This window comes from Flavobacterium magnum, assembly GCF_003055625.1.
In the GTDB taxonomy this organism is placed as follows: domain Bacteria; phylum Bacteroidota; class Bacteroidia; order Flavobacteriales; family Flavobacteriaceae; genus Flavobacterium; species Flavobacterium magnum.
In genome coordinates this window covers 2,414,991-2,431,039 of record NZ_CP028811.1, presented here as the reverse complement: position 1 = coordinate 2,431,039, position 16,049 = coordinate 2,414,991, and the positions used below count along the sequence as shown (strand labels likewise).

14 protein-coding genes are annotated in these 16,049 nt (G+C 46.1%); 5 read left to right on the top strand and 9 right to left on the bottom strand.

Annotation, left to right across the window (positions count from 1 at the left end):
• Positions 1–60: 60 nt before the first annotated feature.
• From HYN48_RS10195 to HYN48_RS10180, 4 genes are all read right to left on the bottom strand, one after another.
• Entirely contained in the window at positions 61–651 is a 591-nt protein-coding gene (locus HYN48_RS10195; RefSeq protein ID WP_108371346.1) for a Maf family nucleotide pyrophosphatase, read from the bottom strand.
• The gene (locus tag HYN48_RS10190; protein ID WP_108371344.1) at positions 644–1,582 is read right to left on the bottom strand and encodes a geranylgeranylglycerol-phosphate geranylgeranyltransferase; all 939 of its coding nucleotides are present in this window, start codon (positions 1,580–1,582) and stop codon (positions 644–646) included. Before HYN48_RS10190 ends, HYN48_RS10195 begins: the two co-directional genes overlap by 8 nt.
• A 116-nt stretch (positions 1,583–1,698) precedes the next feature.
• Positions 1,699–2,883, bottom strand: a complete 1,185-nt coding sequence (locus HYN48_RS10185) for a hypothetical protein (protein WP_108371342.1) — start codon at positions 2,881–2,883, stop codon at positions 1,699–1,701.
• A gap of 144 nt (positions 2,884–3,027) precedes the next feature.
• Positions 3,028–4,998, bottom strand: a complete 1,971-nt coding sequence (locus HYN48_RS10180) for a KUP/HAK/KT family potassium transporter (RefSeq protein ID WP_108371340.1) — start codon at positions 4,996–4,998, stop codon at positions 3,028–3,030.
• A 120-nt stretch (positions 4,999–5,118) separates the two neighbouring features.
• Between HYN48_RS10180 and HYN48_RS10175 the strand changes: the two genes are divergently transcribed.
• Positions 5,119–6,216 carry a beta propeller repeat protein gene (locus tag HYN48_RS10175; protein WP_108373542.1) on the top strand — a complete coding sequence of 366 codons (1,098 nt, stop codon included), beginning with the start codon at positions 5,119–5,121 and terminating at the stop codon, positions 6,214–6,216.
• A gap of 29 nt (positions 6,217–6,245) precedes the next feature.
• On the opposite strand, the gene HYN48_RS10170 is transcribed toward HYN48_RS10175, so the two are convergent.
• The 4 genes from HYN48_RS10170 to HYN48_RS10155 all read right to left on the bottom strand — a co-directional run bounded on the left by HYN48_RS10170 (position 6,246) and on the right by HYN48_RS10155 (position 9,525).
• Entirely contained in the window at positions 6,246–7,499 is a 1,254-nt protein-coding gene (locus HYN48_RS10170) for a DEAD/DEAH box helicase (RefSeq protein WP_108371338.1), read from the bottom strand.
• Positions 7,500–7,553: 54 nt separating this feature from the next.
• The gene (locus HYN48_RS10165) at positions 7,554–8,084 is read right to left on the bottom strand and encodes a hypothetical protein (RefSeq protein WP_146171765.1); all 531 of its coding nucleotides are present in this window, start codon (positions 8,082–8,084) and stop codon (positions 7,554–7,556) included.
• Between the two features lie 72 nt (positions 8,085–8,156).
• Positions 8,157–8,687, bottom strand: a complete 531-nt coding sequence (locus HYN48_RS10160; protein ID WP_108371334.1) for a YceI family protein — start codon at positions 8,685–8,687, stop codon at positions 8,157–8,159.
• Between the two features lie 97 nt (positions 8,688–8,784).
• Positions 8,785–9,525: a pirin family protein gene (locus tag HYN48_RS10155; RefSeq protein ID WP_108371332.1), complete on the bottom strand. Its 741-nt coding sequence runs from the start codon at positions 9,523–9,525 to the stop codon at positions 8,785–8,787.
• A 191-nt stretch (positions 9,526–9,716) separates the two neighbouring features.
• On the opposite strand from HYN48_RS10155, the gene HYN48_RS10150 reads away from it, so the two are divergent.
• The 4 genes from HYN48_RS10150 to HYN48_RS10135 all read left to right on the top strand — a co-directional run bounded on the left by HYN48_RS10150 (position 9,717) and on the right by HYN48_RS10135 (position 15,106).
• Positions 9,717–10,037: a hypothetical protein gene (locus tag HYN48_RS10150; RefSeq protein ID WP_108371330.1), complete on the top strand. Its 321-nt coding sequence runs from the start codon at positions 9,717–9,719 to the stop codon at positions 10,035–10,037.
• Between the two features lie 198 nt (positions 10,038–10,235).
• On the top strand, positions 10,236–10,655 hold the full coding sequence (locus HYN48_RS10145) for a hypothetical protein (RefSeq protein ID WP_146171764.1): 420 nt from the start codon (positions 10,236–10,238) through the stop codon (positions 10,653–10,655).
• 128 nt (positions 10,656–10,783) lie between these two features.
• A complete protein-coding gene (locus tag HYN48_RS10140; RefSeq protein WP_108373540.1) occupies positions 10,784–13,279 on the top strand; it encodes a PIG-L family deacetylase in 2,496 nt (831 codons plus the stop codon).
• Positions 13,280–13,387: 108 nt separating this feature from the next.
• A complete protein-coding gene (locus HYN48_RS10135; RefSeq protein WP_108371325.1) occupies positions 13,388–15,106 on the top strand; it encodes a sodium:solute symporter family protein in 1,719 nt (572 codons plus the stop codon).
• A 58-nt stretch (positions 15,107–15,164) separates the two neighbouring features.
• Here the strand turns inward: HYN48_RS10135 and HYN48_RS10130 are convergent, their stop codons facing one another.
• Complete coding sequence (locus HYN48_RS10130) at positions 15,165–16,007, bottom strand: DUF2911 domain-containing protein (protein ID WP_108371323.1); 843 nt, start codon at positions 16,005–16,007, stop codon at positions 15,165–15,167.
• Positions 16,008–16,049 lie beyond the last annotated feature (42 nt).

Sequence of the window (16,049 nt, the reverse complement as noted above, 5' to 3'; positions counted from 1 at the left end):
CAAAATTCACTTTTATTCCGTGAAAATGGATTACGGAAAATACTTAATAAGTTATAGAATTTACAGATTAGAAATAGCCGAAAGATATTCGAAAACCCGGTCCACCGGGAATCCCATAACATTCGCGTAGGAACCCTCAATCTTGGAAACCGCGACAAACCCAATCCATTCCTGGATTCCGTATGATCCAGCCTTATCAAGAGGCCTGTAATTTTCGACGTAATAACGGATTGCCTCGTCGGTCAGGGGATTGAATGTCACACGTGTGGTTTCAGTGATCACATCAAATGTCTTATGGGTCCGGAATCCGACTGAAGTGATAACAAGATGCGTATTTCCCGAAAGCGATCGCAGCATATGCAACGCCTCTTTTTCATCTTTAGGCTTACCCAATGCTTTGTCCTCAAACCAAACGATGGTATCGCTCGTAATCAGGATGTCGTTTGGCGCTAGTAGGGCATCGAATGCATCACTTTTCAGTTTGGTTAAGTACTCGGTGATTTCCTTTCCTCGGAGGCTGTCGGGGTATATTTCCTCCACATCTTTTAATCTGACTTCAAAATCAATATCAAGGCCACGGAGCAATTGCTGGCGTCGCGGAGATCCTGATGCGAGAATGATGTGATGGTTTTTCAGTTTTTGGCTAAGCATATTTTATTGTGATGTTTAGGAGCAGTATAGACAATATCCCGAAAAACAAAACCAACTTAAGTAGGTTGCTCAATCGATGGAATTCCTTTGGGCTCTGGGCCGACAATACTTTTACCATAAAAAGAACCAATGGTCCCAAAACCGAGACCAGCATATATGCCGACATGATGTAAAGACTATTCGTAATATAATACGTGTTGATATAATACAGCAATCCCAGGACAGTCAAAAGTGCCAGTGCAAAAAGAATTTTTCTTGTCTTTTCCAAACCCAGTACGATTGGTAGCGTATTCATTCCCAATGCACTGTCGCCTTCGATATCCTCTGCATCTTTGGTCATCTCGCGTATCAGGTTGATTGCAAAACTGAATAAGGCATAATCGAGTATGACTTCGAAAAATAACGCCAGTGTGCGTTGCTCCTCAAATGAAATGTTCCGCCCGGTCATTGGGTACAATTCGAAAATCCCAACAATAATGACACTCATTGACGTTATTGCAGCAATAAGAATGTTGCCGATCAGGAAGCTCCTTTTGAAACTGGTGGCATAAAGGTAAAGCGTCGCCGAAATGACAATGAAAATTGCAGCAAATCCTGGTTTCTCAATCAGATTGGCCAAATAAAAGCCAATCCCGACGCCGGATACATTCAGCGCTGCGTAGATATTGTACGCCAGGCTTTCGGAGATCCTGTTGCCGGCGATGACATTGTTGGGTTTATTAATGAAATCGGTTTCCTGATCAGCTATGTTGTTGATAACGTATCCGCCGGCCGCAATCAGCAGGGTCGAGAGCACCAGCAACGCGTACTGCCAGTGATTCAGGGCTGTTGGGATATTGCGCAAATCAAGACAACCGTATTTTAAGATAAACTGCATAATGGCAATCATAAGCAGGTTCTGGATGCGTATTAACTTGAGGAATGAAATCATTTTGTCTATTTAGTAAGTTACTTACATTTTCGCGGACGGTGCAAATGTAATCCAAAGTGACTGTAAATAAAAAAGCCTGAAAGTGTTTTCAGGCTTGTTGGTTTATTTGAGTGAGGCTATCCTCTTGCGTTTCTTCGTTCTGCACCGGAACTGCTGCCCTGGCTTCTTGCAGGAGCTGATGACCTTGCCGGCTGAACGGTTCTGGTTTTCGTTTCAGTCCGTACCGGAGCTGACTGGTGGGTTTCTGTCTGTATTGTCCTAGCCGGCGCTACCGTCCTGACACTGGTCTCAGTGCGCACAGGAGTAGATTGCCTGACCTCTTGAACTGAGGTTCTCGAAGGGGCGGTTGCCGTTTCTGAGCGAGTTGTACGAACCGGCATCTCATTATTTGCTGACTGCCCCCGCGTAGGTGTGTTCACTCTAACCCTGGTTTCCGCGTTGGTTCGCGGAGTGGTGGCTCTTACTGAACCTGTTGCCGCGTTATTTCGGGTTCCATAAAGTGAGGTATTACCTGACCTTGTTACCCTAGGCGCCGAATTAACCCTTTCCGCTGCCAGTGTTTTTCTCGTCTGGTCCAGCTCATAACGGTTGGAAACATTATTGTTTCGTTGAGAGAAAGATCGGTTTGGGTGTGACACTTCATAACCATTGCTTCGTCTGCCGCTGTATAGCGTGACTGCACGCTGGCTTCGCCTCACATTGACGTAATTGTAATGATTGTGCTCATTGATGCACACATCGATATGCCTTCTGTAACGGTAAATAGGGTAAGGCGCCCAGGTATAATAATAACTTGGGTAGTAATTCCAATAATACTGTGAATAATATGGCCTGTAATAATCGGTCCAAAAGACACTGTAAATTACGGGGCGGGTAACATATACAGGCTCATATATATAATTCGGACCGTACATGTAAACATCGCCTACAACCTGAACCTGTGCCTCGTTATTGCTATCCTTTTCGACTTCTACCGTAGCGATGTCCTGAAAGACATCTTTATCGAGTATCGACTGGATAACAATCAGGTGGGTACCGGATTCGGTTGATTCGATAACTCTCAGGTAATCCACCTTACCGTCATTATTGAGGTCTAAATTTGAAATCTGCGCCTTGGGATCGTTAAGGCGCTTCTCAAAGTCTTCAAGATTTGCCGATTCGCCAAAGATAGACGCGACCGCACGCAAGTCAAGATTATCACTAATGTCACTGTTTTTTGCATTTACAGTCGTGACATCCTGCGCCCTCGTAAGGTTAACCGAAAGGGCAACAATCATCAAAAATAAAGTTTTTGTTTTCATAACCTGGAGTTTTTGTTTTAGCTGTTTTAATTATCTGATTTAACAACTAGACGATAAAATTCAGGAAATGTTTATCGGAAATGACGCATTTAGTATTTATTTAACTAAAGTCATTCCAAAATTCAACAAATTTTACCAAACGTATTAATGATTATTATGAACGCGCTTCATACAGATGCTCTCCGGCGGGTGAAGCACCATCGGAAATTTTTCAATTTTGACTGAACTGCTGTCCAGCCCAAACGCTTTCTCTTCCGACAAGCTTAACTTCTTAAAAAAGAAATAGGTGTTCATGATAATTTTCTCATCCCAGCGCATTTCGCTGTCATTTGAAAGAAATTTTTCCGAAAGGACAAACTTGAAGTCCCCGATAATGTTGTTCCGACTCAACGAATCATATCGGCTGGTAATGTCTACTTCACCGTTCTTTACCAAATCCTTCACGACTTCCTTGAACATGATATTGATTTTAGTCGGTTCACGGAAACCCAGATTAAAGTCAATTCGGATTAAGTCATCCTTGATAATTTCGGTTACTTTATACTCTGTCTTATATGGCTCGTTGAGGATATTCACGTGGATGAACCAGTACAGGTCAGCGCGCTTCGGGCGTTTCTGTAAGATTGAGTAGAGTACTTTCTCCTCAATTTCATCCGTGCGGGCCGAATTGGTCATATACACCAAATGCGTGGCATACTTAGGAATCGTCAAATCAGAACTAAGTTCGTTAAGTACTTTCTTATAGTTTTCGATCTTAACCATTTTAGTGTAATTCTTGCTGATTTTCTTAGCGCGGTACCACGTGGCCATTATTCCTATCAACGCGAGCGCAATGAAAACCGTAACGTAACCGCCTTCCCGGAATTTCTGGATATTCGCAAAAAGGAAAGCGAATTCAATTGCGAGGTACAGCGTGATGATTGCACCGATAAAATACCATTTTATGCGTTTCATGATCATAAAGTAATTGAGCAGCACCGTGGTCATGATCATGCACAACACGATGGACAGGCCGTAAGCAGCTTCCATTTTACTCGATTCCTCAAAATGCCATACAACCATGATACAGCCGGTGAGCAACAGCCAGTTAATAGAAGGTATGTAAAGCTGACCTTTATGGTCGGATGGATATTTTATCCGGACTTTCGGCCAAAAACTCAGCCGCATGGCCTCGTTGATTAAAGTGAAGGAGCCGCTGATCAACGCCTGTGAAGCGATTACAGCCGCCATCGTAGCAATGACAATTCCGAAAGGCTGGAACCAATCGGGCATGATAAGATAAAACGGGTTGCCATTATTACCACGACCCAGATTTACCAACTTTTCGCCTTGGTGCGCCATCAGATAAGCGGCCTGGCCAAAGTAATTCAAGACCAGCATCGTCTTTACGAATATCCAGCTCACCCTGATGTTTTTACGGCCACAGTGCCCCATATCTGAATATAATGCCTCCGCACCCGTCGTACAAAGGAATACCGCGCCTAAAAGAAAGATTCCATCGGGATGAGCCACGAGTAATTCGTATGCGTAATAGGGGTTTAGTGCCTTGAAAATCTCGGCATGGCCGTAAATCATAGAAACACCCAATACGCCGAGCATAGAGAACCAGATCAACATCAACGGTGCGAAAAATTTTCCAACGAGGTTTGTCCCAAACTGCTGTATCGAAAACAGGATAATCAAGATTGCTATTACATACGGCACAGTGTCAAGCCCCGGATAGAATGTATTGAGCCCTTCCACTGCGGAGGAAACTGAAATCGGCGGTGTGATGATGCCGTCGGCGAGCAGGGCGCTCCCTCCTATCACAGCCGGTACGATAAGCCATTTCACCTTTGTACGCCGCACGAGCGCATATAAAGCAAAAATCCCACCTTCCCCATTGTTATCGGCGTTGAGCGTAATAATGACATATTTAATCGTTGTCTGCAGCGTGAGCGTCCAGAATATACAAGAGATGCCGCCCAGCACCACATCAGCGGCGATTGGGTCGTCACCGACTATGGCCTTCATTACGTAAAGTGGAGATGTTCCGATATCACCGTAAATAATTCCCAGCGTGACGAGTAATCCACCCAACGTAAGTTTGTTGAGGTGGCTTTTATGTGAGCCCATAAATAGAATTTAAAGGTACAAAATTAACGAAATTTTAAATATGCCGCGATTTTGACCCCGTGTTTCTGGTGCAAACCAATGGCAAAAGCCTTAAATTTAATCCGTCTAAACTCCTCGGAAATGAAAAAACAGATTCTTATAATCCTAATCGCCTCATTACTAATTTACTGCAAAAAAAACACTCCAAAAGTGGCTTCTCCGGAAAAAGCAGCCCAAGGCTTTTTCGCGTCGGCAACCGTAGATACCGTTTTCGCCGACAGCATTTCGATACGCGCTGTAGTTTTTGATGGGAACAATATGTGGTACGCCGCGAATGGAGGTAAATATGGATTTTATGATATTGAAAAAAAGAAAATGTTCAACGGGCACATCGCACTTGACACGATAACCCCGGAATTCCGCAGTATTGCCAAAACCAAAGAGCATGTTTTTATCCTGAATGCGGGAAGTCCGGCGCTGCTGTATAGAATTTCGAAAGACGGCAGACAGGTGAAGCTGGTATATCATGAAGACGATTCCAAAGCATTTTACGACAGCATGCAGTTTTTTAATGACCTGGAAGGCATAGCGATGGGCGATCCAACGGGCAAATGCCTCTCGGTTATTGTAACCCGGGACGGTGGAAATTCATGGACAAAGTTACCATGCGATAAACTTCCAGCCATCAGTGAGGGTGAGGCTGCGTTTGCTGCCAGCAACACCAACCTCATAATAAAAGGGAAGCATGCGTGGATGGTCTCGGGTGGAAAAAAAGCCCGCCTGTTCCGCTCTACCGACAAAGGGAAAAACTGGGAAGTATACAATACACCCATCGTACAGGGGAAGTCCATGACAGGGATTTTTACAGCCGATTTTTATGATGAAAAAAATGGATTTATTGCCGGTGGCGATTATGAAAGTCCAACCCAAACCATTAGCAACAAGGCTGTTACCGTTGATGGCGGAAAAACCTGGGAACCCGTTGCTGAGGGTCAGGGTTTTGGATACGCATCTTGTGTGCAATACGTCCCTCACGGCGACGCCAGGCAACTCGTCTGCGTTGGCGCATCAGGACTTCAATATTCTGCTGACTCGGGAAAAAACTGGACGCAATTGCTGAAAGACAAAGAGCTATATACCATTCGGTTTCAGAATGATTCTGTTGCTTTTGCCGCGGGCAAGAATAAGATTGTAAGGGTACGGTTCAATAGGCAGCCGGCTCCAGCGCAGCACTATTGACTTTCAAGCTGAGAACAAAGCCGTTTAGATTAATACCAACGCTTTTTGTTTTGCTTTGATCCTGCAGATTTCCTTGAATTTTTGTGTCTGCCGCCACTGCGGTTGGAATTAGCGGCAGGCTTTTCTTCCGCTGTAGGCTCACCCTCATGCCACGGCCAGGGATGGTCGGAAATGACCTGGACGTCGACCTTAATCAGTTTCTGGATGTCCTTCCAATACCCGTGTTCGTCTTTACTGCAGAATGAAATGGCTTCGCCCGCATTGCCTGCGCGGCCTGTCCTCCCGATGCGGTGCACATAGGTTTCGGGTATATTCGGTAAATCAAAGTTGATTACGTAAGGCAATTGGTCTATATCGATGCCACGCGCCGCAATATCTGTGGCTACAAGTACACCCACTTCCTTGTTCTTGAATGCATCCAGCACACGCTGGCGCGCACTCTGCGACTTGTCTCCGTGGATGGCTTCTGCCGCAACGCCACGTTTGCGAAGGGCTTTGACGACATTATCGGCCCCATGTTTGGTGCGCGAAAAGACCAACACATCATGCAGGTTTTCATTCCGTATCAGGTGGTACAGCAAATTCCTCTTCTCGGTTTTATCGACAAAATAGATTTTCTGGTTTACTTTTTCGGCCGTAGAAGACACGGGCGTCACTGATACCGTAGCCGGATCTTTCAGGAACATCTCCGCCAGCTCTCGGATCGCTATTGGCATCGTAGCCGAAAAAAGCAACGTCTGCCGGTTATTCGGGGTCAGTTTCACGATTTTTTTCACATCGTTGATGAAGCCCATATCGAGCATCTGGTCGGCTTCATCCAATACCAGCGAATGCAGGTGGTCAAGGTTGATAAAACCCTGTTTGTGCAAATCGAGGAGCCTGCCCGGAGTCGCAATCAGCACGTCGATGCCCTTGCGCAGCTGCTCAACCTGCGGAATTTGTGACACGCCGCCAAAAATGGTCAGCTGGCGGATATTGGTATATTTTGCATAATCATCAAAATTCTGCCCAATCTGTACCGCCAGTTCCCTCGTCGGGGTCACGACCAATGCACGGATGTGCTTCAACTTGCTGCCGGAACCCACCAGCCTATGCAAATGGTGGATGATTGGGATGGCAAACGCAGCGGTCTTTCCAGTACCTGTCTGTGCGCAGCCTATGAGGTCACGGCCGTCGAGTACGATGGGTATTGCCTGTTGCTGAATCGGCGTAGGGCTGGTATAGCCCATATCGGCTACAGCGCGTTGTATATTGTTGGATAACGAAAGGTCTTCAAATTGCATAAAATGGTTTGCTACAGCCTTATTGCTGTAAAACAGGGCGCAAAGATAGTCTTATTATCTTAATAATCCTGTTTTGGCCTGTTGGAGTGTTTTGCCTTCCGATGTGATGGCAAGTATCAGGGTTTCGCGTAACCACGTTATGTCCGTTTCAAAATGCCGCGCCCACCCTTCTGAGGCCAGCAGTTTTCGGATCTCGCGGATTCTTTTGGTAACGTCTGTGGCGGAAAATAATGCCTTCGTTTCGTCGGGGTTGAGTTGATTTTTATGCTGATAAGACACCGTGCTACTTGCGATGTCATAGTGGATAAAATAAATTTTGTCGGTAGCGTTGTCGGGATGAAACGCCGTCCAGAGCGCAAAACCCAGCCGTAATCCGCTTTTCTTTTCGCGCGATTCCAGCCGCCACTTGCATTGCGCCGCACGGCCCCAATGGTCTGACAATCGGTATACGCCATTCGTTGTAAAAAAATAACTGCTTCCTGACCTGCTGATGTGGTTTGCCCTGAGGCCGGAGATTTCCGCCAAGGGTCTTTCCTCAAAAATGCAAAAAGTGTGTTTATGGAAATTGTATCTGTCGTAAGGCATTTCAAAAAAAGTATAAAATTTACGGTCCAAGGCGGTAAGGCCCTGAACCGTGAACCATACACAAAGGTAACTTTATTGTTTAATGAATTGCAGCTCGATCGCGAGTTTCACTTCCTCACTTACAAGCACGCCGCCGGTTTCGAGCGCGGCATTCCAGGTTAGGCCCCAATCCTTGCGGTTGAGCTTACCCGTGATTGAAAGCCCCGCCTTGGTGTTTCCCCACGGATCTTTCATGAGCCCACCAAATTCTACCGCCAGGCGCACCGGTTTGGTCTCGCCGTGCAGTGTCAGGTTGCCGTGCAGTTCGTAGTCGCCTTCGGTAATTTTCGTAAATGAATTTGATTCAAACTTCATTTCCGGGAATTGTTCGGCGTTGAAGAAGTCGGCACTGCGCAAATGGTTGTCACGGTCTGCATTTCCGGTGTTGATGGAATCCGTCTGGCCGGTAAAATGGACTTTGGCATTTTCAAAATGATCGCCTTCGGTTTCGATAGCGGCGTCGAATTTGTCGAATTTTCCGGAAACGTTCGTAAACATCATGTGTTTCACTTTAAATCCGATTTCTGAGTGTGTGGGGTCGATGACCCATTTAGTTGTTGACATATTAATTGAATTATTTGATTGTTATTTATTAGTTGGTATCGAAAGTTGATTCCGGCATTTTTGGCGTTGCAAGCGATGTGACGCAGAATTTCCCAATTTAAAAGACCGGCAATTGCATCGGGACTTCCATCAACAGGATTTCAGCGCCGTCGGAAAGGGATGAGATATCAATCGAATCCACCCCCGTGATGCCAAAACCGTCTCTTGTATCCAGCACCTGGCCGTCAATGGTGAAACTTCCTTTAAGAATGAAAGCATACACCCCGTTTCCTTCCTTCTTAATATTGTACGAAGTCTTGACGTCCTTATCAAATTCACCGAGGTGAAACCAGGCATCCTGGTGGATCCACACACCCTTATCATCTGCTTTTGGCGAAACTACCTGCTGCAAATTGTTGTGTCGGTCCGCAGGATTTAAAGTTACCTGATCGTAGCGCGGTGTGACACCCCTTTGGTTGGGTATTACCCAAATCTGCAGGAATTTTACCGCTTCGCCCTCGTTCCTGTTATATTCGCTGTGCGAAATACCGCTGCCCGCGCTCATAACCTGGATGTCGCCTTTGCGGATGACGGCAAGATTCCCCATACTGTCTTTATGTTCAAGGTCGCCTTCCAGTGGGATCGAAATAATTTCCATGTCGTGGTGCGGGTGCGTGCCGAAACCCATCCCACCGTTTACGCGGTCGTCGTTGAGTACCCGAAGTACACCGAAGTGTACGCGCTCCGGATTGTTGTAGCCGGCAAAGCTAAAGGTATGGTATGATTCGAGCCACCCGTGGTTTGCGTAGCCACGGGTGTTGGCTTTATGCAGAACGGCATTTTTATGATTTGTTTCCATGAGTTTGTGTTTCAATTACAGTACAAAGTTCTGTCATGTGTAATGAAAAAACATTGAACTGGGACAAGAAAGATAGGTCGTTGTATTCCGTGTTTAAATTATACAACCATTCCCAATAATTCCGTAAGGCGTTTCACGCAAAACAAATCGAAATTTACACTCACTAATTGTTTAACCAATACTATACTGAAATGAAAAAGTCAACTCTTTATTTGATGATGATGCTGTTTACACTTGCCATTACACCCACTGTAACGTACGCATCGACTCCGGTTACCACCACGTTAACCGCTGACCCTACAAATGAAATGCCGGCACGTGTCAAATTATTGACAGATCGTCTTGAGGAAATCAAGGCTATGGATAAGTCGGATTTATCTCGTGCTGAAAGAAAGGCGCTGCGCAAGGAAGTCCGTGCAATCAAATCAGAACTGCGTACTACCAATGGCGGTGTGTACCTGTCAGTAGGTGCGATCATTATCATTATCTTGCTGTTGATCCTGCTGCTGTAAGCCTAAAATTTAATATCCTGACATTTTGTGACGACGTAGAACGTGGTCTAGGTCCTATCCTCAAGAAAGGTAAGTGCGAAAAGCACGCCTGTGAAGAAGCGATACCCTTTTTGCGGAGCATACACGTGGGAGTATTTTCCAAGCTTTAAACCATCCAGAATCACAACAGTCTGGTGACAATCTTAAAAGAAATAAATTATGAGAACAACGAAATTAATATTGCTATTGCTGTTTTTTACGGCTGCAGCGCACGCGCAGATCACCGTAAACGTGAATCCTACTGTAGTGGAACCCACACCAAAACCAGTGATTGTGAGGTATTACTACCTTCCTGATTACGCTTCTTATTATGACATTTCAACGAAGCGTTACATTTACCGGACAAACAATAAATGGATCAGGGCCAAATACCTGCCTGGGAAATACAAGAATTACTCTTATGAAAAATGTCGCAAGGTGAAAATAAGCGATTACAGGGGTAACAGGCCATACATATATTACAAGAAACATTATGCGCAGTATGCTCCGGTTGTCGTGAAAAGGCCTGTCGTGTACACGGAACACAAACACGGAAAAGGACATGGAAAAAAACACGGGAAGGGTCACGGACATCATTAAATGCAGCCTACCTGAAAGCAAAGGGTTGTCTCGATTGAGACAGCCCTTTTTTTGTTAAACAAAATCCAATCAGGCTATGGGGTTGATATAATTGGTATATTTGGCGACCATCGAAAATGAATCCCGAAATGCGTAAAATCAGTCTCTTATTCCTGCTTACTTTACTATGTCAAACCGGCGCGCAGGCACAACAGCCGGTAAAACCTAACGTCGCCGACATCTACGCCCAAATCCAGAAACTTAATGTCTTGGGGACCGTACTGTACATCGCTGCCCATCCTGATGACGAAAATACGCGTCTGATTTCCTATTACGCTAACGAAAGAAAATACCGCACAGGTTACCTCTCACTGACGCGTGGCGACGGTGGGCAAAACCTTATCGGGGCTGAATTAAGGGAATTACTCGGCACCATCCGCACCCAGGAATTGCTTGAGGCCAGGAAAATCGACGGCGGCGAACAATTTTTCTCGCGCGCCAACGATTTCGGCTACTCTAAAAATCCTGATGAAACGTTGGCCATATGGGATAAAGCGCAAGTATTAAGCGACATCATCTGGCAAATCAGGAAGTTTCAGCCTGATGTGATCATCAATCGTTTTGACCATCGTACGCCGGGCACTACCCATGGCCACCACACCGCTTCGGCGATGCTGAGCTTTGAGAGTTTTAATCTGGCGAACAACCCGAATTCTTATGCTGACCAACTAGAATATGTAAAGCCATGGCAACCGAAACGCATGTTTTTCAATACGTCGTGGTGGTTTTACGGTAGTAAGGAAAAATTCGATCAGGCCGACAAAACCAATATGTACAGCCTGCAAACGGGAGTGTACTTCCCCATGCTGGGTAAATCAAACCAGGAAATTGCCGCATTGAGCCGCAGCCGCCACCAGTCGCAGGGGTTTGGAAGCACAGGGACGCGCGGTGAGGAAACCGAGTACCTCGAATTTATTAATGGCGACAAACCAGAAAATAAGTCTGATATTTTTGACGGCATCGATACGTCCTGGAACCGCGTTCAAGGGGGAAAGCCTATTGGCTTGTTGCTTGCTGCAGTGGAGAAAAATTTCGATTTCACAAATCCATCGGCGAGTATCCCCGATCTTGTTAAGGCCTATCAAATGATCCAGGCATTGGATGAAGCGCATTGGAAAGCCATAAAATCAGAAGAAATAAAGGAAATAATTGCAGGTTGCGCCGGACTGTACCTTGAGGCGGTCACCAACATTCAGGAAGCCACGCCGGGCAGCAAAATCAAAGTAAAGATGGAAGCTACCAACAGGAGCGCAGTTGATATGACGCTCTCATCGGTCACATTTTTACCCGCGCAAAAAACAATCTCCCAGGGTGTAGCGCTCAAAAACAATTTCCCGTTCACACTGGAGCAGGAACTTGAAATCGGCGCCCAATCCGCCTACACACAGCCGTATTGGCTCGATGAAAAGGGAACCGTAGGAATGTACCGCGTGAATGACCAGCAAAACATCGGAAAGCCTGATGTAATCCGGGAATTGAAGGCTGTTTTTAACATCCGCATCAATGGCACCGACCTTCCTTTTGAAAAAGAAATCACGTACAAATTCAATGACGACGCGAAAGGCGAGATATTCCGCCCTTTCGACATCGTGCCGGACGTTTCGGTTTCCATCTCGAATAAAGTTACGATCTTCAATACAAAAAAGCCGAAACTGGTTGACGTGCGTATCCAATCCGGAAAGGATAACGTGAAAGGAAATGTGTCGCTGAACCTGCCGCCGGACTGGAAAGTGATTCCGTCCCAATCGGCTTTCGATTTGAGTAAGAAGGGTTCCGAGCAGTCGTTCACTTTTGAAGTATTTCCACCGGCTGGAGGTGCTGAAGCTGTGGCCAAAGCCGTAGCCATGATTGATGGGAAGACGTTCAGCCAGGAACAGGTCAACATCAAATACGACCACATCTCAAGGCAACAGGTGCTTAAGCCGGCTGAGGCGCGTTTCATCAGGCTGGATATAAAAACAGGCAGTGAAAAGATCGCCTATATTATGGGTGTGGGCGATGAAGTCCCGAAAAGCCTGATCCAGATGGGTTATGATGTCACCGTGATCAAACCGGAAGAAATCTCCAAGGAAAAACTGGCCGGTTTCGACGTCGCCATGACCGGCATCCGCGCTTACAATGTCGCACAGGCACTATCATTGAAACAGGACGTGCTTTTCGATTTTGTGAAAGAAGGCAAAACGATGATCGTGCAATACAACACTACAGATGATTTGGTTACCGATAAGATTGCGCCGTTCCCGTTGAAGTTATCGCGGGACCGGGTGACCGAGGAAAATGCACCTGTACGGTTCCTGAATCCCGAATCACCCGTACTCAATTCCCCGAATAAAATTACTGCGAGGGACTTTGAGGGCTGGCGACAGGAACAGGGTTTGTACTACCCGAATGAATGGGACAAAGCATTCACCCCAATCCTCTCGTCCAACGACAAGGGCGAAACGGCTAAAAACGGTGCGTTGCTTATCGCCAATTATGGAAAAGGGCATTACATTTATACCGGACTCAGTTTCTTCAGGGAATTGCCGGAAGGCGTTTCAGGGGCTTACAGGCTGATGGCCAATCTAATCTCTTTAAAAAAATAGCATATGACGGACGACAAACCCCGATGGAAAAAAAGCTATTCCGCCGTATTGATTGCCAATGCGTGCTACATCCTGGTGTTTTATTTACTAATGCGTTATGCTGCCTAAATGGAATCAATTGACTGGATTGTACTGATTGCCACGCTTTTGTTCATCGTGTTTTATGGCGTCTGGAAAACGACCGGCAGCAAAAACGTGGATGAATACATCCTGGGCAACAATGAAACGCCTTGGTATACTGTCGGGATTTCAGTGATGGCAACGCAGGCCAGTGCCATTACTTTCTTGTCGACGCCGGGACAGGCTTACGACAGCGGCATGGGATTTGTTCAATTTTACTTCGGCCTGCCCCTTGCCATGGTTATTATCTGCTACACTTTCATCCCGATATACCATAAACTCAGGGTATATACGGCATATGAATTCCTTGAACGTCGGTTTGATATGAAAACCCGGACGCTCGCGGCGATTCTATTCCTTGTCCAGCGTGGCCTCGGAACGGGCATTACCATTTATGCGCCCGCAATCATCCTTTCCACTATTTTGGGGTGGGACCTTAACAAGATGATTATTGGCATCGGGACATTGGTAATTTTGTATACTTTCTCCGGCGGGACCAAAGCAGTCAATGTAACCCATAAACAACAAATGTTCATCATCATGAGCGGTATGGGTGTCGCATTTTACCTGATCCTGCATGCGCTACCTGGAGATATTACTTTCGGAAAGGCTCTGAAAATCGCAGGCGCGAGCGGCAAGATGGACATTCTTGACTTTTCTTATGATCCGAAAAGCCGCTATACATTCTGGAGCGGCATCACCGGCGGACTGTTCCTGATGCTTTCCTATTTCGGCACAGACCAGTCACAGGTACAACGCTATCTTTCCGGGAAATCAATCCGCGAAAGCCAGATGGGACTGATCCTGAACGGCATCATGAAAGTGCCGATGCAGTTTTTCATCCTGCTTACGGGCGTGATGGTTTTCGTGTTTTTCCAATTCCGCGAGGTACCGTTGAATTTCAACCCGAATGGTAAAGCGATCGTCGCGAATTCCGCATTTGCGGGCGATTATCAGCAATTGGAAACCGAACTTTCACAATTGAATAAAAAAAAGAAACTTGCTGTGCTGGCGTTGGCGCGACGCAATGACGCCGATCCAAAATTAAATGCCGAAATCAGAGCACTCAATACACAGGAAAAACAACTCCGGACAAAAGGCCAGGAACTCATCGGGAAGGCCCAGGGCAAAGAGAAATCAAGCGATGCCGATTATGTGTTCATATACTATATCGTCAATTACCTGCCGCGAGGATTTATCGGACTGTTGCTCGCAGTGATACTCTGCGCGGCGATGTCGTCAACTGCTTCAGGCTTGAATGCCCTGGCATCAACGACAGTGATTGACCTCTACAAGCGCAACCTGACTACTGAGAAACCCGACAAACACTTTGTCAATGCCGGCAAATTCTTCACGATAATGTGGGGCGCGGTAGCTATCGCCTTTGCCTGTGTGGGAAGTTTATTCGTAAATCTGATCCAATTGGTGAACATCGTCGGCTCGATCTTTTACGGCACCGTCCTGGGGATATTCCTTGTGGGCTTTTATGTTAAATTCGTAAAGTCGGCAGCGATTTTCCGCAGTGCCGTAATCAGCCAGCTGATCATTTTCGTGATCTATTATTATGCCATCCACATTTATCCTGAAGGCCAGGAAAAACTGGGTTACCTGTGGCTTAATTTCATTGGCGCGGTACTCACGCTTTTGCTGTCGATTGCTTTTCAGTCCATCTCCCGAAAACCAGTCTGCAGTACCGATCAGCCCTAAATAAAAAAGCTGTCGCAAATGCAACAGCTCTTTATAATTTCGGGAAGGTCACTCGGAGTTACTTCTTGCTCCACTCTGAGATACTGTCCTTGTTCATTTTCACGTAGTCGGCATTTTTAGCGGCTTCAGCGGCAGCGAGCGAAATTTTAGCGGTTTCGATCGCGCCTTTCTTGTCACCAAGTTTCGCCTGGATCAGTGATTTCTGGCGGGTGTACCAAAACGGATTCGGCTGCTTCAATTCCAACGCTTTATTGATGTACTCCAAAGCCATCTTCATGTCGTCACCCGATTGAAAATAATATTGTGCAGCAGAAAAGTAGTCATCTCCTGTCGGACCGGCCAGCGCTTTTTTGATGCTTTCGGTTGCCGTCTTTTTGGTAGGCACTTCAAATTTGACGGCCACTATTGTTTTCTCCCAGGAGATTTCAAGCATACCGTAATTGTTGTCCAGTCCGTTGATACCGATAGTCAAACTCTCTACCATGCGGTTCAGCATTTCTGGTTTAGCCATTGTTTTAAGTGCTACTTTGGAATCGTCCCAGGTCTCGGGCGTACCCCAATTGTCGGTTGAGCTGTAGAAAATGACTTCCCAATTGTCTGCTTTTGGAGTCGTGTACAGCGCATATTTCCCTTTTTTAAGCGTCTTTCCGTCGATGACCACGTCTTCGCTGAAATTGATAGTGGTGTTCGCATTGGCTCCGGTACGCCAAAGTTTCCCGAAAGGAACCAGGTCGCCAAATATTGTACGGCCTTTCACACCCGGCCTTGAATAGTCTACCGTCACATCGGTCAGGCCAACGACCTGTTCTACATGGGCTTTCGGACTCGGCGCAGGCGTTTTTACCTGAGCAGTGATCCAGGTCACACACATCAATGTGGCTACAATAAATAATTTTCTCATAAAGTAAGGTTTTATATTTTTCCAAAATTAAACATTACGACT

Bases quoted from the DNA above. Each gene is read 5' to 3' on its own strand.
- HYN48_RS10160 (WP_108371334.1), bottom strand. From the start codon at position 8,687: ATGTCAACAACTAAATGGGTCATCGACCCCACACACTCAGAAATCGGA.
- HYN48_RS10140 (WP_108373540.1), top strand. From the start codon at position 10,784: ATGCGTAAAATCAGTCTCTTATTCCTGCTTACTTTACTATGTCAAACC.
- HYN48_RS10180 (WP_108371340.1), bottom strand. From the start codon at position 4,998: ATGGGCTCACATAAAAGCCACCTCAACAAACTTACGTTGGGTGGATTA.
- HYN48_RS10175 (WP_108373542.1), top strand. From the start codon at position 5,119: ATGAAAAAACAGATTCTTATAATCCTAATCGCCTCATTACTAATTTAC.
- HYN48_RS10195 (WP_108371346.1), bottom strand. From the start codon at position 651: ATGCTTAGCCAAAAACTGAAAAACCATCACATCATTCTCGCATCAGGA.
- HYN48_RS10130 (WP_108371323.1), bottom strand. From the start codon at position 16,007: ATGAGAAAATTATTTATTGTAGCCACATTGATGTGTGTGACCTGGATC.
- HYN48_RS10170 (WP_108371338.1), bottom strand. From the start codon at position 7,499: ATGCAATTTGAAGACCTTTCGTTATCCAACAATATACAACGCGCTGTA.
- HYN48_RS10165 (WP_146171765.1), bottom strand. From the start codon at position 8,084: ATGCCTTACGACAGATACAATTTCCATAAACACACTTTTTGCATTTTT.
- HYN48_RS10145 (WP_146171764.1), top strand. From the start codon at position 10,236: ATGAGAACAACGAAATTAATATTGCTATTGCTGTTTTTTACGGCTGCA.
- HYN48_RS10185 (WP_108371342.1), bottom strand. From the start codon at position 2,883: ATGAAAACAAAAACTTTATTTTTGATGATTGTTGCCCTTTCGGTTAAC.
- HYN48_RS10190 (WP_108371344.1), bottom strand. From the start codon at position 1,582: ATGATTTCATTCCTCAAGTTAATACGCATCCAGAACCTGCTTATGATT.
- HYN48_RS10150 (WP_108371330.1), top strand. From the start codon at position 9,717: ATGAAAAAGTCAACTCTTTATTTGATGATGATGCTGTTTACACTTGCC.
- HYN48_RS10135 (WP_108371325.1), top strand. From the start codon at position 13,388: ATGGAATCAATTGACTGGATTGTACTGATTGCCACGCTTTTGTTCATC.
- HYN48_RS10155 (WP_108371332.1), bottom strand. From the start codon at position 9,525: ATGGAAACAAATCATAAAAATGCCGTTCTGCATAAAGCCAACACCCGT.